The sequence below is a fragment of the Clavibacter nebraskensis NCPPB 2581 genome (assembly GCF_000355695.1).
In the GTDB taxonomy this organism is placed as follows: domain Bacteria; phylum Actinomycetota; class Actinomycetes; order Actinomycetales; family Microbacteriaceae; genus Clavibacter; species Clavibacter nebraskensis.
Genome location: NC_020891.1, coordinates 2,456,442 through 2,474,433, shown reverse-complemented (window position 1 = coordinate 2,474,433; position 17,992 = coordinate 2,456,442). Strand labels below are relative to the sequence as shown.

General features: G+C 69.0%; 20 protein-coding genes and 1 pseudogene. 10 read left to right on the top strand and 11 right to left on the bottom strand.

Translation table 11 applies throughout. The features are described 5' to 3' along the window. Nucleotides 1-21 precede the first annotated feature (21 nt). Genes CMN_RS11590 through rsmI form a run of 3 tightly spaced genes read left to right on the top strand, consistent with a single transcriptional unit; the run spans nt 22 to nt 1,649 of the window. Nucleotides 22-525 (top strand): SRPBCC family protein, encoded by a 504-nt coding sequence (locus CMN_RS11590; RefSeq protein ID WP_015490999.1) that lies wholly within the window; start codon nt 22-24, stop codon nt 523-525. 3 nt (nt 526-528) lie between these two features. Next, on the top strand, nt 529-837 hold the full coding sequence (locus CMN_RS11585; protein WP_015490998.1) for a hypothetical protein: 309 nt from the start codon (nt 529-531) through the stop codon (nt 835-837). Then, entirely contained in the window at nt 834-1,649 is an 816-nt protein-coding gene (gene rsmI / locus CMN_RS11580; RefSeq protein ID WP_015490997.1) for a 16S rRNA (cytidine(1402)-2'-O)-methyltransferase, read from the top strand. The genes CMN_RS11585 and rsmI overlap by 4 nt, the downstream gene beginning before the upstream one ends. A gap of 96 nt (nt 1,650-1,745) precedes the next feature. On the opposite strand, the gene CMN_RS11575 is transcribed toward rsmI, so the two are convergent. Then, on the bottom strand, nt 1,746-2,429 hold the full coding sequence (locus CMN_RS11575; protein WP_015490996.1) for a hypothetical protein: 684 nt from the start codon (nt 2,427-2,429) through the stop codon (nt 1,746-1,748). Nucleotides 2,430-2,560: 131 nt separating this feature from the next. After that, complete coding sequence (locus CMN_RS11570) at nt 2,561-3,121, bottom strand: CGNR zinc finger domain-containing protein (RefSeq protein WP_015490995.1); 561 nt, start codon at nt 3,119-3,121, stop codon at nt 2,561-2,563. A gap of 73 nt (nt 3,122-3,194) precedes the next feature. Between CMN_RS11570 and CMN_RS11565 the strand changes: the two genes are divergently transcribed. Further along, nucleotides 3,195-4,154: an EamA family transporter gene (locus CMN_RS11565; RefSeq protein ID WP_015490994.1), complete on the top strand. Its 960-nt coding sequence runs from the start codon at nt 3,195-3,197 to the stop codon at nt 4,152-4,154. A 13-nt stretch (nt 4,155-4,167) separates the two neighbouring features. Here the strand turns inward: CMN_RS11565 and CMN_RS11560 are convergent, their stop codons facing one another. The 6 genes from CMN_RS11560 to CMN_RS15500 all read right to left on the bottom strand — a co-directional run bounded on the left by CMN_RS11560 (nt 4,168) and on the right by CMN_RS15500 (nt 9,616). Beyond that, a complete protein-coding gene (locus CMN_RS11560; protein ID WP_015490993.1) occupies nt 4,168-5,271 on the bottom strand; it encodes an FUSC family protein in 1,104 nt (367 codons plus the stop codon). 62 nt (nt 5,272-5,333) lie between these two features. Continuing rightward, nucleotides 5,334-5,984, bottom strand: coding sequence for a sortase family protein (locus CMN_RS11555; protein ID WP_015490992.1), 651 nt, complete (start codon nt 5,982-5,984; stop codon nt 5,334-5,336). Next, nucleotides 5,981-7,510 carry a tyrosine-protein phosphatase gene (locus CMN_RS11550; protein WP_015490991.1) on the bottom strand — a complete coding sequence of 510 codons (1,530 nt, stop codon included), beginning with the start codon at nt 7,508-7,510 and terminating at the stop codon, nt 5,981-5,983. The genes CMN_RS11555 and CMN_RS11550 overlap by 4 nt, the downstream gene beginning before the upstream one ends. Nucleotides 7,511-7,738: 228 nt before the next feature. Continuing rightward, on the bottom strand, nt 7,739-8,089 hold the full coding sequence (locus tag CMN_RS11545; protein WP_015490990.1) for a hypothetical protein: 351 nt from the start codon (nt 8,087-8,089) through the stop codon (nt 7,739-7,741). Nucleotides 8,090-8,180: 91 nt separating this feature from the next. Continuing rightward, nucleotides 8,181-8,624 carry a DoxX family protein gene (locus CMN_RS11540; protein WP_015490989.1) on the bottom strand — a complete coding sequence of 148 codons (444 nt, stop codon included), beginning with the start codon at nt 8,622-8,624 and terminating at the stop codon, nt 8,181-8,183. A gap of 59 nt (nt 8,625-8,683) precedes the next feature. Further along, nucleotides 8,684-9,616, bottom strand: a complete 933-nt coding sequence (locus CMN_RS15500; RefSeq protein ID WP_015490988.1) for a GNAT family N-acetyltransferase — start codon at nt 9,614-9,616, stop codon at nt 8,684-8,686. Between the two features lie 101 nt (nt 9,617-9,717). Between CMN_RS15500 and CMN_RS11530 the strand changes: the two genes are divergently transcribed. The 6 genes and pseudogenes from CMN_RS11530 to CMN_RS11520 form a co-directional block, all read left to right on the top strand. After that, a complete protein-coding gene (locus tag CMN_RS11530; RefSeq protein ID WP_015490987.1) occupies nt 9,718-11,268 on the top strand; it encodes an MmgE/PrpD family protein in 1,551 nt (516 codons plus the stop codon). Then, complete coding sequence (prpB, locus tag CMN_RS11525; RefSeq protein ID WP_015490986.1) at nt 11,268-12,182, top strand: methylisocitrate lyase; 915 nt, start codon at nt 11,268-11,270, stop codon at nt 12,180-12,182. Before CMN_RS11530 ends, prpB begins: the two co-directional genes overlap by 1 nt. A 167-nt stretch (nt 12,183-12,349) precedes the next feature. Beyond that, entirely contained in the window at nt 12,350-13,486 is a 1,137-nt protein-coding gene (locus CMN_RS14845) for an SIR2 family NAD-dependent protein deacylase (RefSeq protein ID WP_015490985.1), read from the top strand. Between the two features lie 322 nt (nt 13,487-13,808). After that, nucleotides 13,809-15,356, top strand: a complete 1,548-nt coding sequence (locus tag CMN_RS14840) for an ATP-binding protein (protein ID WP_165583291.1) — start codon at nt 13,809-13,811, stop codon at nt 15,354-15,356. After that, nucleotides 15,356-15,565: a KTSC domain-containing protein gene (locus CMN_RS15590; protein ID WP_080606000.1), complete on the top strand. Its 210-nt coding sequence runs from the start codon at nt 15,356-15,358 to the stop codon at nt 15,563-15,565. The genes CMN_RS14840 and CMN_RS15590 overlap by 1 nt, the downstream gene beginning before the upstream one ends. An 87-nt stretch (nt 15,566-15,652) precedes the next feature. Then, a pseudogene (locus CMN_RS11520) lies at nt 15,653-15,874 on the top strand (methylisocitrate lyase); the annotation flags it as partial. Between the two features lie 144 nt (nt 15,875-16,018). Here CMN_RS11520 and CMN_RS15005 read toward each other — a convergent pair. The 3 genes from CMN_RS15005 to CMN_RS11515 all read right to left on the bottom strand — a co-directional run bounded on the left by CMN_RS15005 (nt 16,019) and on the right by CMN_RS11515 (nt 17,977). Beyond that, complete coding sequence (locus tag CMN_RS15005; RefSeq protein ID WP_015490983.1) at nt 16,019-16,900, bottom strand: HEPN/Toprim-associated domain-containing protein; 882 nt, start codon at nt 16,898-16,900, stop codon at nt 16,019-16,021. 240 nt (nt 16,901-17,140) lie between these two features. Further along, nucleotides 17,141-17,296: a hypothetical protein gene (locus tag CMN_RS14995; protein ID WP_155119032.1), complete on the bottom strand. Its 156-nt coding sequence runs from the start codon at nt 17,294-17,296 to the stop codon at nt 17,141-17,143. 60 nt (nt 17,297-17,356) lie between these two features. Next, nucleotides 17,357-17,977: an NAD(P)H-dependent oxidoreductase gene (locus CMN_RS11515; protein ID WP_015490982.1), complete on the bottom strand. Its 621-nt coding sequence runs from the start codon at nt 17,975-17,977 to the stop codon at nt 17,357-17,359. Nucleotides 17,978-17,992 lie beyond the last annotated feature (15 nt).

The following is a 17,992-nucleotide window of genomic DNA, read 5'->3' as shown; positions in this document are numbered from 1 at the left end:
GCGCCGTGCCAGCATGGATCCGTGCCCGTCGTCGAGTCCCGCCGCATCGTCCCCGTCGAGCCGGAGGTGGCGTTCGCGATCTCGCAGACGCAGGGGGCGATCCGGAAGCGGTGGGATTCCTTCATCGCCCACCAGCACCTCATGGGCGGCGCGACCGAGCCCGCGAAGGGCGTCCGCACGTTCACGGTCTCGCGCCTCGGCTTCGGCATGGTGAGCGAGTACGTCGCGCACCAGCCGCCGTCGAACGTGGGGATGAAGATGACGCAGGGGTCGTGGTTCTTTGCGCGCATGGGTGGCGGGTGGAGGTTCGCGCCCGCGGACGGCGAGCCGGGCAGCACGCTCGCGACCTGGCGCTACAACTTCGCGTGCCGGCCCGCGTGGCTCGCGCCCGTCGCCGAGCGCATCGGGGCGTGGATCCTGCAGCGCGACATGGACAGGCGCATCGACGGCTTCGCGCGCGGGTGCGCGGATTCGGTGGTGCTCGCCGCGGTGGGCGCGGGCGCCGTCGCGTCCGACGGGAGCTGACGCGTGTTCCTGCGGAGTCGGTCCCGCGGGCGAGAGACCTGGGGCTACGTGGTCCTCGGCGTCTTCCTCTGCCTGACGTCCGTGCTCGGTCTCGCCGGCATCCTCGGCGAGATCACCACCTCTCGCGGGTCCACTCTCGTGCTGTTCGGCGTGCCGCTCGGGCTCCTGCCGATCGGCGTCGGCGTCGCGAATGCGCTCCGCGGCTGGAGCGACCCGGGCGACGAGGAGGTCGACGACCCGCCCCATGCCGGCGACAGGGCCGCACTCCCGGGCGAGGACGCGAGCCGCCCGGATGGGATGATCGACCGGTGATCATCCTCGGCGCGACCCCCATCGGCAACCTGGGCGATGCGTCGCGGCGGCTCGTGGAGGCGCTGTCCTCCGCCACCGTCATCGCCGCGGAGGACACCCGCACGACCATCCGCCTGCTCGGCGCGCTCGGCGTCGAGAACCGGCCCCGCCTCATCGCGCTGCACGACCACAACGAGCAGGAGCGCTCCGCCGACCTCGTGGAGCTGGCGCGCGAGACCGACGTGCTCGTGCTCTCCGACGCCGGCATGCCCGCGATCTCCGACCCCGGCTTCCACCTGGTGGAGGCGGCGGCCGCGGCGGGCGTGCGCGTCACGGTGGTCCCCGGGCCGAGCGCCGTGCTCAGCGCGCTCGCCGTCTCCGGGCTGCCCACCGACCGCTTCACGTTCGAGGGCTTCCTTCCGCGGAAGGGCGGCGACCGGCGTCGCGCGCTGCGCGAGCTGGTGCGCGAGCGCCGCACCATGGTCTTCTTCGAGTCGCCGAACCGGCTGCAGGCGTCGCTCGAGGACGTCGTCGCCGAGTGGGGCCCGGATCGCCGGCTCGTCGTGTGCCGCGAGCTCACGAAGCTCTACGAGGAGGTGCGCCGCGGATCCGCCGCCGAGCTCGCCGCCTGGGCCGCCGAGGGCGTGCGCGGCGAGATCGTCGTGGTCGCGGAGGGCGCCGCGGCGCTCGAGGTCGACCTCGACGCCGGGGTGGCGCAGGTGCTCGAGCTCGTCGCCGACGGCGCGCGCCTCAAGGACGCCGCCGGCACCATCGCCGAGGCGACCGGGCTCGGCAAGCGCGACCTGTACCAGGCGGCTCTGCAGGCGAGGTGACGCGCTCGCGCGTCGTCCCGGACGTGCCTCGGCCCCCGGCGGGTGCGCACGGGGGCCGAGGTGCTCCTCGCTGCCGCGGGAGCGTGGGGGGCGGGGTCAGTCTCCGCAGTGGGTCTTCCAGAAGTCCGGGACCTTGATGTAGATGGACCGGTGGTGGTCCGACAGGCAGCCGGCCGCCGTCAAGGAGAGGTTGAGGGCCGTGCCCGCCGCCATCGCGGCGACGGCGGCGCACACGATGGCGCTGTACAAGCCGCACATGCCCAGGATGGCCGCGGTGACGGTGGCGGCCGTGCTGCCGACCGCGGCGAGGACGTAGGCGTCCATCCGGATGGTGCCCCAGTGGATGAGCTTGTTCCACCAGTGCTTGCTCTCGCCGAGGGGGGCGCCCACGGCGTCGGCGCCGTCTCCGGGGGACAGGGAGGGGGCGGAGTCCGCCGCGCGGAACCGCTCGATCTCGTCGGTCACCTGACGGGTGAGCTCGGCTCGGCTCGGGGCGCCGGCGGTCGTGGTGGAGCGGGCCGCGACGTTCACCTCGACGAGCTGGTCGACGGTGATCCTGCCGTGGAGGACGTCCTCCACGAACGTCCCCCTTCCCACGGAGGCGGAGACGGCGGCCTGGGCCGCGGCCGCCGGCACCTCCGTCGCGTGCGCGGCCGAAGGGGCGGTCAGCAGGGATCCGATGACGGCGACGAGGCCGACGACGGCGACGCCGGTCGTCGACCGGCCGATCCGGAGACGGGAGGAGGCGTGTGACGCGGACAGGGAGGACGCACGGGACATGGGATGCCTTTCGAGGAGTCGGACGCCGGTCGAGCGACGCGGCGCGGACGCGGGAGCGCGCCCCGCATCGTGGACGGGACTCTATTGACGCGGGGGGCGCGGGCGTGGGCGCCGTCCACACGCGGCGCCGGTCAGCCGACGGGATCCTGAGCGCGGCGCTCCCGGAAGGCGACCATGTTCATCCGGTTGCCGCAGCGCACGCTGCAGAACCGCTTCGACCCGTTCCGGGAGAGGTCCACGAGCACGCCGTCGCAGTCGTCGGCGGCGCACACCCGGAGGCGGTCGGTGGCGTCGGAGCGGATGACGTCGACGAGCGCCATCGCGGCCTCCACGAGGATCCGGTCGGCGAGGGGAGCGTCCTCCGGCGTCGCGTGCAGGTGCCAGTCGAGGGCGTCGTGCCGCACGAGCCGCGGTGCCGCGTGGTGGCGCGCCAGCAGCTCGTTGACGGGATCCACCATGGCGTCGCGGTCGAGGCCCCAGATCTCGCGCAGGCGGGCGCGGGCGCGGTGCACCTCGCGGAGCTCGCGCTCGTCGCGGTCGAAGCGGCCGGAGAAGCCGCTGCGGGTCATGAGGTCGGCGAGCTGCTCGGGGGTCGCCAGCAGGTCCGCCCCGGACCGCGTGGCGCGCGCGGCCGTGTTGAGCACGACGGCGTCGAACACGAGCACGTCCTCGGTGTCAGGGGTGAAATGCAAGTTGACTCCTTATCCGGTACCAGTCTAACGTCATGACCGTAGGCCGCTTGGCCCCTGACGAGACGAGAGCACCATGCCCCGACGCCACCTCACCACCGGACTGGTCCTCGCGATCGTCGCCGCCGCGTCCTTCGGCCTGTCCGGCGCGTTCGTGAAGCCGCTGCTGGAGTCGGGCTGGAGCCCAGTCGCGGCGGTCGCGCTGCGCGCGCTCATCGGCGGCGCGGTCCTCGCGCCGGTCGCCCTCGCGCAGCTCCGGGGCGACCTCCGGCCCGTCCTCCGGGCCTGGCGGCGCGTGCTCGGCATGGCGCTCGTGGGCGTGGCCGGCGCGCAGGTCATGTACTTCGCGGCCATCGAGCGCATCCCCGTCGGCACGGCCATCCTCATCGAGTTCATGGCGCCGCTGCTGCTCGTGGCGGTGGCGTGGGCGATGACGAGGCGGCGGCCCGCGGTGCCCGTGCTCCTCGGATCCGTCGCCGCGGCCGGCGGGCTCGCGCTCGTGGTGTCGCCGTCGGGCGGCGGGGCGCTGGATCCCGTGGGCCTCCTCTTCGCGCTCGGCGCGATGGTCGGCTGCGCCGGCTACTTCGCCATCGCGGCGCGCGGCGCGGACGGGCTGCCGCCGGTGGCGCTCGCCGCCGCGGGCCTGCTCGTCGCGGCCGTGCTGCTGGCGCTCGTGGGCGTGACGGGGATCCTGCCGTTCACCGGATCCGTCGCCGACGTCGAGATGCTCGGCAGCGTCGTGCCGTGGTGGGTGCCCATGCTCGTGGTGGGCGTGGTCGCGACGGCGCTCGCGTACGGGGCGGGGATCACGGGGAGCGCGATGCTCGGATCCCGCCTCGCCTCCTTCGTCGGCCTGCTCGAGGTCGCGGCCGCTGGCGCTTGGGCGTGGCTGCTGCTCGGCGAGGAGCTGACGGCGCTGCAGCTCGTGGGCGGCGTGCTCATCGTCGCGGGCATCGTGGCCGTGCGCTTCGACGCGCGGGCGGAGGCGCTGCCGGTGGGCGGCGAGGCGGGCACGGCCGCTGCGGCGTCGGCCTAGCGCGCGGCTCGCGCTACGGCGCCGGCGACTCCGCCGCGCCGACCGGCTCGAGGTGGTGCAGCACGCGCTTGAGGTGCATGGCGGTGAGCACGCCCGGGCCCATCGCCTGGCCGAGCTCCTGCGCCCGCCGGTCGACCGCCTCCACGAGCAGGCGCACCTGCCTGGCCGCCTCGCCCATCGCGCGGTGGCGCTCGGGGGAGTCCGGATCCTCGAGGTCGAGCACGCCCGCGACCGCGTGGCACGCGTCGTGGATCGGCGCGGTGATCTCGCGGTCGAGGCCCAGCGCGCCCCGCTCCTGCCAGATGGTGTCCGCGAGCGCGGCGGAGATGTCGCGGACGTGGAACACGATCTGGTCCATCGCCTCCAGCCGCGCGTGGTCGATGCGCACGTCGCGCTTGTTCACGAGCGCGCGCGGGTTGCCCTTGCGGCTCTCGTCGGCCTCGCGGAGGTCGGCCCGCACGGCCCGTGCGGTGCCGGCGAGGTCCTCGCTCGCGCGGATCCAGTCGGCGTGCGCGGGCGGGGAGTCGGCCTCGACCGCGTCGCCCACGTCCCGCAGCCGGTCGGCCACCTCGCGCTGGAACGCGCTGATGCGCGCGCCCGCGGCCCCGCTCGACAGCTGCGGCGCGATGAGCACGTTGACGAGGAGGCCCGTCACGACGCCGACGGCCATCTGCACGAGGTAGCCGAGCGAGTACGTGTCGGCGTCCTGCCCGCCGACGATGAGCACGAACAGCGCCGCCATGGGCACGTACTCGCGGCCGGCGCCGAACCAGCCGGAGCCGGAGAGGATCACGCCGATGCCGACGATCACGGGGATCGACCACCACGAGGGGCCGGTGGTGAGGATCACGGCGGTCGCGAGCACGATGCCCGCCGCGAGGCCGAGGAGCGTCTGGAGGCCGGTGCGCGCGGAGCCCATGAGCGTCGGGTACATGCTCACGAGCGCGCCGAGCGGCGCGTAGTAGGGGTACTCGTTCGCGACGCCGGGCACGAACGGCGCGACGGCCCACGCGATGCCGACCGCGAGCGCGGTCTTGGCGGCGAGGAGGAGCCGGTCGGGGGAGACGGAGGCGCGCCAGGCGCGCGCGACCTCGAGCCGTGCCCTGTCCATCCGCATGTGCCGAGGCTATCGAGGCGGGGAGCGCCGGGCCGCATCGGCCGTCGCGCTCCCCGCCGCGATCAGGCGCGCGTCGCCTCGATCACCATGTCGTCGCGCGACGGGCTGCCGTCCGGGCGCTGGAGGCACGTGATGACGACGAGCCGGCCGGGGGCGTCCGCCCAGACCTCGGCGTCGTCCGGGAGCTGGCCCTTGGGGACCGCGCGGCTGGATCCGCCGCCGTAGTCGACGCCCGCCACCTCGATCACCGCGCCGTGGGCGACGCTCGCGCTTCCCGCCCGGTCGTCGATGAGGAGGTCGCCGGGGCCCGTGCCGCCGCCGCGCACCGAGTGCATGACGACGAACACCGTGCCCGTCGCGGCGTCCTCGGGCGCGACGCCGAGGTCGCGCACGCGGTACGCGGAGGAGAAGCCCGGGGGATCCACGACGCCGCCGACCACGTCGACCGCGCCGAGCGGCACGTCGAGCCCGACCGAGGGCGCGCGGAACCGGCCGAGGCCGGAGTCGACCGCCGGGGTGGTGCCGTCCGCGCTCGCCGCGGGCGCCGGCACGTCGGCCTGCACCGGGACGCCCGCGAGGTCGCGGGGGAGGTCGGACGCGACCGGCCACCCGCCCACCGCCGCGAGCGCGCCCGCGACGACCGCCGCGGACGCGACGACGACCCCGGCGGCGGTGAGGAGCCGCCGCCGGGTCGCCAGGGGATCCGTCGTCACGGCCTGCGCAGCGCGGCGCGACGGCGCGCGACCGTGCGGCCCGCGATCGCGGCGAGTCCCGCGAGGCCGAGGGCGGCGAGCGCGAGGCCCGGCCACGGGTCGGCGGCGACGGGCGTGCCGCCGGTCGCAACCGCGGGGCCCGCGTGGCGCGCGCCGGTCGCGGTCGCCGTGATGGCCGAGACGGCCGCGGCGCTCACCGTGATGGCCGCGGGATCCGAGACCGCCCGGCCCTGCGCGTCCACGAGGGTCAGCGTGTGCGTGCCGGGGTCGGTGCCCGCGGGGATCGTGACGGTGCCGGACGCGGTGCCGTCGGAGGCCGCGGTGACGGATCCGACGTCGGTCGGCGTCGAGTGCAGGATCACGCGGTAGGTCGCACCCGGCGTGAGGCCGGCGGCGCGGAACGCGACGGTGCCGCCCGCGGTCGGCGCGGATCCGCCGGGGAGCGCGACCTCCGCGAGCCCGGCCGTGATCCGGTACGTGCGCGTCGTGCTCCCGTCCGCCGCGGTCACGGTGACGGTGACGGTGCGGCCGTCGACCGCGACGGACGACGTGGCGGATCCGTCCGCGGCGGTCACCCGGACGTCGCCGGGCGTGAGGGCGGGGAGGCCGACGGGCACGACGGCCCCGGCGGATCCGGCCGCGTCTCCGAGCGGCACGGTCACGCCGCCCACGGTGATGGAGGCCGCGGCCGCGTCGTCCGAGACGAGGAACTGCGCGCGGAGGGCCGCGATCTCCTGGTCGTCGACGCCGAGCGTGGTGCGGATGTAGGAGTCCATCCCCGCGTAGCGCGACGCGATGCCCGCCTCGAACGTGCCCTGGAGCAGCGCGGGCTTCGCCCAGTCGACGCCGAGCTGCGTGTTGGAGAGCAGGTAGTCGTGGAGGATGTCGGAGCTGCCGACGCCGAGGATCCGGTCGAGCAGGTCGACGACGGTGCCGGTGCGGTCCATGCCGTGCGAGCAGTGGATGAGGATGGTGCCGTTCCCGGTGTGCGACGCGATGGCCTGCAGGATGCTGCGGTACGCGCTGATCATCACGCCCGGGTCCTGGGCGTCGACGTAGCCCTTGTCGATGAGGTCCTGGTACATGACCGTGTCGTCCGGGTAGTCGCCGTCGGCGCCGAACATCGAGATCGCGACGGTCTTCGCGCCCGGGATCGGGACGTCCGGCTTCTTCTGGATCTGGCCCGGCGTGCGCAGGTCGATCACGAGGTCGACGTGGTGCACGGACGCGAGCGTCGCGGCGCCGGCGGCGGTGATCTTGTCGAGCGACTCGGTGCGGATCAGGCGGCTCGCGGCGACCGTGCGCCCGTCGACCCCGGTGTACGCGCCGAGCTCGCGCCCGTTGACGAGGCCGGGCACGTCGATGATGAGGTGGTCGCGCGCGGTGGGCGCGGGCTGGAGCGCGGGGTCGGCGGCGGCGTGCGCGGCGGGTGCGCCGATGCCGACGGAGAGCGCCACCGCGGCGGCCGCCACGGTGAGGGCGCCGCTGCGCGCGGGGGCGGCACGGCGGGCAGGGGGGATCCTCACGTTCGTCCTTCTGTGGGGAGGGGATGCGCGCGGGGTCGCGCAGGCCGGCCGCGCAGACGCGCGGGAGATCGGCACGAGGATCATCGGGCGCGGCCCGACCCTGTGCATGAACGGGACGTTCTGCTTCCGTGAACTCCTGGGCCCCGGGGCGCGCGGCGGCGTCGCCGGCCGACGAGCCGGGCGGCGGCGGAGGCGGAGCTGCCGGCGGCCGCGGTCACGTCGTGCTCCTCATCCTCCGCCGGGGGTGAAGGCGTACCACGGGAACTCGCCGAACCAGAGCGTCGGGAGGGACAGGACGACGAACACGGCGTCGGCGACCAGGATCGCGACGGTGCCGGCGGTCCTGCCTCGCCGCATGGCCAGGGCGATGATCGCGAACACCAGGCTGAGGAGCGCCAGGAGCTCGAGGGGCACCCCCGCGAGGAGGAACAGCGGGTGGAGGCTCAGCAGTCCGGTGCCGTCGATGTAGGTGGGGATCCACATGACGCCCCAGAGCACGGCGTACACGCCGAGCGCGACGGCGCCCATCAGGATCGCGACGTTCGCCCACCGGTCGTCGCGCGGCGCTGCGTGATCCACCTCGTGGTCCCGTCTCCTCTGATGTGGATCCCGCGTAGGGCGGCTCCGTCGGCGAGCTGGCGCCGACGTCCTCCTCGGGGCGTCCCTGCGCTCAGGCCGTCTGCCGCCGGCGGCTGACGAGGTGGTCCATGCTGAGGCGGCCTGCTCCCAGCAGCGCGACGACGACCAGGCCGGCGATCAGCCCGAGCACGAGCTCGTAGCCCCCGCCGTCGACGAAGACGCCCTTGCTCGCGTGCACGATGACGAGGGCGCCGAGCAGGTTGAGGATGTTCAGCGCCGCGAACACGGGCGTCAGGAGCCCGAGGATCAGGGCCGCCCCGCCGACGGTCTCGACCGTCGCGGCGAAGACGGCCGCCGCACCGGGGGCCGGGATGCCCATCTCCGTGAACGAGGCGGCCGTCCCGTCGAGGGTGTACTGCAGGAACTTCTGCAGCCCATGCGCCATGAGGATGAAGCCGATCGCGACGCGGGCGACGAGCAGGGCGGCGTCCTGGAGGGCGGGCGTCGTGCGGGCCGGGTGGAGCAGGGTGCGCATGCGGGGTCCCCTCTGTTCGTTGAACGTTCAACGAACGTACGGCGGGGCGTCCGAGGGAGTCAAATCCCGCGGCGGGCTCGCGGACCGTCGGCCCGGAGCGCCACCAGCCACACGTCCACCGCGTCCTCCCGCTCGACCCGGAACCCGGCCCGCTCGTACAGCCGCCGCGCGGCGCTGCCCTGGAGCACGTCGAGGCGGAACGGGCGGCCGTCGTCGTGCCGCACCATGAGGTCGCGCAGCACCTCGCCGCCGATCCCCTCGCCCTGCACCACGGGATTGAGGTAGAAGTGCTCGATCCATCGCGCGTCGGGCTCGTCGCGGCGGGCGATGAGGCCGACGTCGCGGCCGTCGACGCGGATCACCGAGGTGCGCTCGGGCGCCCAGCCGTCGAGGAAGCGGCGGCGGACCCGCACCGGATCCCACCGGCCGAGCCGCTCGAGGTCGGGCCGCAGGACGACGGCGCGGAGCTCGGCCATCCATGTCGCGTCGTCGGGGAGCGCCGGGCGGAGGATCCAGCGGGGGAGCGGCCCGGGATCCTGGCGCAGGTCGCGCTCCATGCAGACGCTCGTCGGATCCTCGGCGTACTTCCCGAAGCGCGGCACGTGCCGGTAGTCGCCCCGCTCGTACATCGCGATGGCGGCGGTCTGCGGCAGGCCGGTCTCGAGCCGCATGACGTCGGCGCCGAGCGCGCGGGACCGCTCCTCGGCGGCGACCAGGAGCGCGCGCCCGACGCCGAGGCCGCGCGCCGCGTCCGTGACGAACACGCGCTTCAGCTCCGCGGATCCGTCGCCCCCGTCGACGACCGCCGCCGTGCCGAGCGCGCGGCCGTCGTGGCGCGCGACGAGGAAGGTGACGCCAGGCCGCTCGAGGTCGCCGACGTCGAGCGCGTGGTAGTTCTCGGCCGGGTAGAGGGCGAGCGCGAACTCGTCGGCCTGCCGCAGGAGCGGCAGCACATCGTGTGCGCGGGGGGACTCCGGGGCGACGGTGAGCACGCTCCAGCGTAGGGCGGGCCCGCCGGTGGATACGCTGGACCGGTGCCGCGCGGACGGGGCCCCGAGCCCGCCGCGACAGGCGCCCGACCGTGAGGAAGAGCATGCAGATCCACCGCGTCCGCGTCCACCGCAGCGACGAGGCCCTGCCTCCCGGGGAGCAGCTGGCGGGGCGCATCGCCGCCGTCGCCGCGGATCCGGTCGAGGTCGACGCCGAAGTCACCGAGATGATCGTCAACCGCATCATCGACAACGCCGCGGTCGCGACCGCCTCGCTCACGCGCGCGCCTGTCGTCGCGGCGCGCGCGCAGGCGCTCGCGCACGGGCCGTCCACGGCCGGTGCGGGCGCGACCGTCGTGGGCGCGGATCCCGCCACCCGCGTGAGCGCCGAGTGGGCGGCCTGGGCGAACGGCGTGGCCGTGCGCGAGCTCGACTACCACGACACGTTCCTCGCCGCCGAGTACTCGCACCCGGGCGACAACATCCCGCCGATCCTCGCCGCCGCCCAGCACGCCGCAGCTGGAGGCCGCCCCGACGGCCGCGCTCTCACGGGCGCCGACGTGATCCGCGGCATCGCGACCGGCTACGAGATCCAGGTGGACCTCGTGAAGGCCATCAGCCTGCACGCGCACAAGATCGACCACGTCGCGCACCTCGGCCCGTCGGCCGCCGCCGGCATCGGCACGCTGCTCGGGCTGGATCAGGAGACCGTCTTCCAGGGCGTGGGCCAGGCGCTGCACACCACGACCGCCACGCGGCAGTCGCGCAAGGGCGCCATCAGCACGTGGAAGGCGCACGCGCCCGCGTTCGCCGGGAAGATGGCCGTCGAGGCGATCGACCGGGCGATGCGCGGCCAGACCAGCCCCACCCCCATCTACGAGGGCGAGGACGGCGTGATCGCGTGGCTGCTCGACGGCCCCGCGGCCTCCTACGACGTGCCGCTGCCCGCGCCGGGCGAGGCCAAGCGGGCGATCCTCGACACATACACGAAGGAGCACTCGGCCGAGTACCAGGCGCAGGCGTGGATCGACCTCGCGCGCCGCCTGCACAACACCCACCCCGTGCTCGCCGACGCGGACGCGATCGACCGCGTCCTCATCCACTCGTCGCACCACACGCACGTGGTCATCGGCTCCGGCGCGAACGACCCGCAGAAGTACGACCCGCGCGCCAGCCGCGAGACGCTCGATCACTCGATCCCGTACATCTTCACGGTGGCGCTGCAGGACGGCGCCTGGCACCACGTCGACTCGTACGCGCCCGAGCGCGCCGGCCGCCCCGACACGGTGGACCTCTGGCGGCGCGTCACCACGACCGAGGACCCGGAGTGGACCCGCCGGTACCACTCCATGGACCCGGCCGAGAAGGCGTTCGGTGGCCGGGTGGAGATCCGCCTGACGGACGGCTCGACCATCGTCGACGAGATCGCCGTCGCCGACGCGCACCCGCTCGGCGCCCGGCCGTTCGCGCGCGCCGACTACGTCGCCAAGCTGCGCACGCTCGCCGACGGCGTGCTCGAGGAGGCCGAGGTCGACCGCTTCCTCGCCCTCGTGGAACGCCTGCCCGAGCTCACCGCCGACGAGCTCGCCGGCCTCACCGTCACCGCACGACCGGGCCTCCTCGACGGCGCCGGCTCCCCGAAGGGACTCCTCTAGTGCTGCACTCCACCCTCACCTCCGCCGCCAAGCGCCGCGCGTTCCGCGAGCGGCTCGCGTCCGGCGAGCTGCTCCGCATGCCCGGCGCGTTCAACCCGCTGTCGGCCCGCCTCATCCAGGACAAGGGCATGGACGGCGTCTACATCTCCGGCGCCGTGCTCTCGGCGGACCTCGGCCTGCCGGACATCGGCCTCACCACGCTCACCGAGGTGGCCGGGCGCTCGCAGCAGATCGCGCGCGTCACCGACCTGCCGTGCCTCGTCGACGCCGACACGGGCTTCGGCGAGCCGATGAACGTCGCCCGCACCGTGCAGATGCTCGAGGACGCCGGCGTCGCGGGCCTCCACATTGAGGACCAGGTGAACCCCAAGCGCTGCGGCCACCTCGACGGCAAGCAGGTGGTCGACGAGTCGACCGCGCTCAAGCGGATCCGCGCGGCCGTCGACGCCCGCCGCGACCCCGACCTGCTGGTCATGGCCCGCACCGACGTGCGCGGCGTCGACGGCATGGCCGCCGCCGTCGACCGGGCGAAGGCGCTGGTGGACGCCGGTGGCGACGCGATCTTCCCCGAGGCGATGGCGGACCTCGCCGAGTTCGAGGCGATGCGCGCCGCGGTCGACGTGCCGATCCTCGCCAACATGACCGAGTTCGGGAAGAGCGAGCTGTTCACGACGTCGCAGCTGCGCGACGTGGGCGTGAACATCGTCATCTACCCGGTGTCGCTGCTGCGCCTCGCGATGGGCGCCGCCGAGCGCGGCCTCGACGCGATCCTCGAGGAGGGCACGCTCGCGTCGAAGGTGCCCGAGATGCAGACCCGCGCCCGCCTCTACGAGCTCCTCGACTACGCGGGCTACAGCGCGTTCGACGAGGACGTCTTCGCGTTCACGCTGGAGGGGAACCGCGGCGGGGCGTGATGCCTCGGCAGACTCTTCCACGGCGCGCAGAATCATCAAGAGCTAACTGCAGTAAATCCTATCCGACGCGCGTCGGATAAGAGTATTCGTTCGCACGCACCCCGTAACTGGGGGTGACCTCATCGTTCGAAAACGCAATAGGGTCAAGTCGTGAAGACAGGGATGCCATGACGATGCACAACTTGCACCAACACGAATCTTACTTGCGATCTGCATTGGAGCAGGAAAAAAAGCCGGTTGGATTCCTTTTAGGGGCCGGCGCCCCTATGTCCATGCGGAAGGGGGGTAAGCCTCTCGTTCCTGGCCTTGAAGACCTCACAGACTTGATTGTGAAGGAAGTTCCTCAGCCGCTCTCGCTTGCCCTCTCTGCTCTCATCGAGCATTTGCCAACGGAGCAAAGGCGCAACTTGGAACAACTACTCAACTACATACGGGCGATGAAGAGCCTTCCGGGTGATGCTGATATCCGCGGAGTCTCAATTGCGGATCTTAACGCCCTCGATTCAGCCATTACCAAGAGCATTCGCAAACATGTTGACGCGGAGCTACCGGAGGGGGATAGTCCCTACGTTTCATTGGCTGTCTGGGTTGCAGCCGTCCGACGCCTGGCGCCGGCGCAGGTCTTTACAACTAATTACGACATGTTAATTGAGCAGGCGTTCGAGCGTCAGAGAATTGCGTACTTTGACGGCTTTATGGGCTCACGTCACCCGACCTTCAATTTGGAAGCGATTGAGGAAGACGAGCTACCGAATCGTTGGACGTTGCTATGGAAGCTTCATGGGTCCATCAACTGGTCGCAAGAACCCGATGGTGAGGTAGTGCGGAAAGCGCCCGATCCCGGAGATGAATCGTCAGCACTCGTTTATCCGAGTCACCTAAAGTATGATCAAAGCCGACGTCTTCCATATCTGGCCATGATGGACAGGCTTAAAGCTTTCATGCGAAAGCCGGGTGCCATTCTTGTCACGTGTGGCTACTCATTCCGAGACCAACACATCAACGAGATTTTGGAGCAGTCATTACGAGCTAACCCCACTTCGACCGTTCAGGGTTTGCTGTTTGGAAGTCTTGACTTGTATCAGGAAGCTGTTGGTATGGCCGAAAGCACCGCGAATTTAATCCTCATGGGCAGCACCGAAGGAGTAATAGGTACAACCAGAGGTCGGTGGGCTTCTTCAATTGAGGATGGCGACGCAGAAGTGCAGGTGTCATCCGATCTGGGGGATTTTGCCAAGTTGGGAAAGTTCCTAAGGCTCTTGACGGGTGAGTCACGAACTAAGGGCATTCCAGATGCCCAGTGATCCAATGCGAATCGGAGATGTCTCAAGCGTTCAAGGCGACACTGTCATGGCGAGTGTGCTTCCGGCGGCCGCTCCGGGATTGACTTTCTCCAGGGGTCACGCCTATTTTGTAGGGCAAGTTGGTGCGTATGTTCGAATTCCCCTCGGTCTTATCGATGTCTTCGCGATCGTGGTTCAGGTCGGTTCTTCCCTGGTCGGAGATCATCCCGAATCAGAGACGGTTCCAGGACGACCGTGGATGAAGCTTGAGCTACTAGGAGAGGCTCACAGAGACGGATCTTTTGATCGGGGGATATCTCGGTACCCATCCATAAGTGATCCCGTGCTGTTAGTCACGGCGAGTGATTTGAACCGCATATACGATGTCGGCGCAGGGATAAAGTCTATTCAGCTGGGTCACATATCCAACGCTCCTCATTTGCCTGCTCGAATTGACGTTTCGGCTCTGGTGAATCGACATTCTGCTGTTGTCGGAAGTACTGGGAGCGGTAAATCAACGACAGTGTCCTCTCTGCTGGCAGCTCTTTCCGAGAAAACACGGTTTCCGTCCGCACGAATACTTATTATCGATGTTCACGGCGAGTACAAACAGGCATTTGGAACGCGAGCAACGTGCTTCCGTGTCGACGCAACTGAGAACCGTAACCACGATACCGCTACTGAACAGATGTACTTGCCGTACTGGGCGTTGCCTTTTGAGGATTTTTTGCACTTGGCGTTGGGTGAAGTCGACGAGAACTCTGCGGTTGTAATTCAGTCTCTGGTGCTAGATATGAAGCGCGAATATGTGCAGACGGAGGACGATCTAGGTCTCGATCTAAACAACATCACAGTCGATACTCCAATACCATTCAGTGTGCGCAAGCTGTGGATGACTCTCCATGAGTTGCAATTTGCGACTCATTCGGAGCCTTCGACCGGTCAAACGCATGAGACAATAGCGTATGCGTTGACGCCTGACGGTGAACAGGTTCGAGGGGATATCGAGAGCGTATCGCCGCCCTCGTATCGACCCATTTCGACAAGTGGCCCTGATCGTGTCTACCTCAGCCAGGCGAGTGTGAACGCTCGGCGGCAAACAAATTCCCTTGGGGCGAAGCTACGAGATCCGAGGTATGATTTCTTATTTCGGCCGGGGCGCTGGGATGTGCCGCTACGTGGTCGCGTTCAATGCGATTTAGGCGACTTTTTGGCACTGTGGTTAGGTAACGCCACCCCGATTGTAATCGCAGATTTGTCAGGAGTGCCTAACGCCGTGCTTCAGCGAGTGACGAGTGTTTTGTTGCGCCTGTTATACGAGAGCCTAGTATGGGCGCGTAACCTGTCTGAGGGCGGGCGCGAGAGGCCCCTTTTGGTGGTCCTCGAGGAGGCGCATCGGTACCTTGGTGACGGCACTCAAGGCGCAGGCGAGATTGTTGACAGAATAGTCAAAGAGGGTCGGAAATTCGGCGTCGGAGTCATGATTGTCAGTCAACGTCCTTCTGATATCCGGCCGTCCGTGCTATCACAGCTGGGGTCTTTCTTTGTTATGAGGATGACAAACGCAACGGATCGGGGTATTGTTCGTTCAACTTTACCGGACAACATGGCCGGTCTGTTTGATGCAGTGCCAGTTTTACGTACTGGCGAGGCCCTGGTGACCGGGGAGGTCGTCAAGCTACCTACACGCGTTACTGTTCAATCCAGGGAAAGCGAGCGGCCCGATAGTGCTGACCCGAAGGTTATTGGGCGCGAGCTGCCTGGAGGCTGGGATGTTGCACGGGCGCCTCAAGATTACGCCGACGTGGCGCTTGCATGGCGGCGACTCACTCCGATCAGTTCGAAAGTGATTCGTGAACTTACTTCAATGGTTGATGATAGGAATATGTGATGAATAAGACGCCGGTAAGCAGTTCTAATATAGCAGCCGTTGGCTACGATGCTCAGAGCTTGGTGCTCGAGGTAGAGTTCTTAAACGGTGCCACCTACCAATATTTCGACGTTCCTAGAGCAGAATACGACGGCTTAATTCAGGCGCAGAGCGTGGGGAGTTACTTTGCGAAAAGCATCAAGAGTACATACAGGTACTCGCGCATATAATTCATTACGGGGTGTTCCCCTGCTTATAACCGGGTCGGCGCAACGGGTGTTGGGCGACAGGTGAGTTGGCGCGCGATTCGTGGTGGTGGTGTCGCCATCGTGATCTACCCGGTCTCGCTCCTGCGGCTCGCGTTGGGCGCAGCCGAGCGCGGCCTCGACGCGATCCTCGAGGAGGGCACGCTCGCGTCGATGGTGCCCGAGATGCAGACCCGCGCCCGCCTCTACGAGCTTCTCGAGTACGCCGATTACAGCGCGTTCGACGAGGACGTCTTCACGTCCACCCTGGAGGGGAACCGCGGCGGGGCGTGATTTTATCCATACCGTCCGTTAGCAGGTTGCTTTGTAGTAGGCGGAACCTAGAGTCCGGCCGAGCGCCCACTGCAACGCGAGCGCTAGACCTGCTGTAATGCGTCGAAATACTGGGGATCCAAATACATCTGCCATATTGCAACTTTATTGGGTGAGTTGCTTCAGGGGGTAAGGCGGCCTTCCGGTAATTTCGAGAAGTAGCTCCACGCTCTTTCTTATGTCCTCGTCAAGCAGTCTGTTGCTTAGATTCTCGGGATGGTGAATCATATTGCGAACTGCAGTGGGTAGGGTCAGCTTTTCCAGCCGTCTTTTATCTCCAGTATCCGACCGCCAATACGGCGTTTCTTGAGGAATTCCTTGCCCCGCCAACCATCGGTCGAATGCGCTGACCGTATTTAATTGAGTGTAATCCTGAAGTCGCCCCATTAAGAATGAATGGTTCATGATCGCCGTGTTTCGGTCAAGCTCGAGCAAATCGTCAATGGTTGCCCATCCATTCTCGACCAAATCATAGTAGTGCCAGCGGAGGGGCAGGGGACGATTCGATTCCTGCTCCGCAAGTGTGCGAAGAATAATTGAAAAATCAAGCTCGTAGACAAAGTCTTCCATCTGACAACCGTCATCCGGACTGCAAGCAGCAAGCGCCTCGGCCAATTCTGATTTGAAGCTCGAAGGTCCCAGGCCAGGCTCAACTTCTGGCCGATCATGGAAATTAAACTCGCTTAGCGCCTCCCGAAAGGCATCAAACGAGAGCTCGAAGTAACTTCTCCGACTCCAGTGGCTCACTGTTGTCTGAAATTTCGACTTCGCTTCCTCGAGGGAATAGCCGAGCTGACATAGGCGAAACCTGGCTTGATCCAGGGATGTCTCGAAGCCAGGGTGCCATTCAACTTCATTGTCAGCGTAAAGATAGGGAATATCAGTCAGGCTGGTGGGCGGGAAAAGCCAGTAGTGGTTTTTCCAAAATCGATTTTTACCCCAGTCGATATCTATGCCATTCAGCGAAAGTGTAATCTCAGTACACACAACGGCAGTATCGCATGCCGATCATGGCAGGTGGCCGCAGTATCAGGACGTTTCATTCCTGCGCCTCGCGATGGGCGCCGCCGAGCGCAGCCTCGAGGAGGGCACACTCGCGTCGAATGTGCCCGAGAGATACAGACCCGCGCCCGCCTCTACAAGCTCCTCGACTACGCGGGCTACAGCGCGTTCGACGAGGACGTCTTCACCTTCACGCTACAGGGGAACCGCGGCGGGGCGTGATGCCTAGTCGCGCTCGTCGAGGCCGTGGAGCGTCCCGTCGAGCGCGAGGCCGAGGGCGAGCACGGCCAGCAGCATCCCCATGCCGACCGACGCGAGGACGTTCCCCGCGCGGATGACCGCGCGCGCCCCGCCGGATCGGGCGGCGGGGGCGGCGGGCATCCGGCGAGGCTAGCCGCGAGCCGGACTCGGGACGCCGGAGCGTGCACACGCGCCCCGGCCTCAGGGTCGCGGATCCACCGGCTCGGACCCCGTCGCGAGCGCGATCGCCGCGACCACCTCGGCGACGGCGCGCTCCGCCTCCGCCGCGACCGCGTCCCGGTCGCCCGACTCGGAGTCGTGCACGAACGCGGTCGCGCCCCGCCGTGCGCCGCAGTAGTCGAGGATCCCGTGGCCGACCTGCGTCTCGAACGCGGTCAGGTAGCCGTGCCGCGCGAACGACGCGCGGCTCGTGCCGGACACGGGCACGAGGTGGACGGTGAGGCGCTGGAGCCGCTTCTCGATGCGTCCCTCGTCGTCGATCGCGAAGGCCCAGCCGGCGATGAACGTGCGGTCGATCCATCCCTTGAGCAGCGCCGGCATCGACCACCACCACACCGGGAAGACGAGCACGACGTGGTCCACGGCGTCGAGGCGCGCCTGCTCGGCGACGACGTCCGCGGGCGCGGGGGAGTCGCCCGCGTACGCGCCCTGGTCGGCCATGCCGAACACGGGGTCGAAGCCCTCCTGGGCGAGGTGCGCGGTCGTGGCGCCTGTCGCGGCGAGTGCGGCCTCGAGTCGCCGGGCGACGTGGTGGGTGAGGGAGTCGGGATCCGGGTGGGCCGTGACGATGAGCGCGGTCATGCGCCCATCCGACCA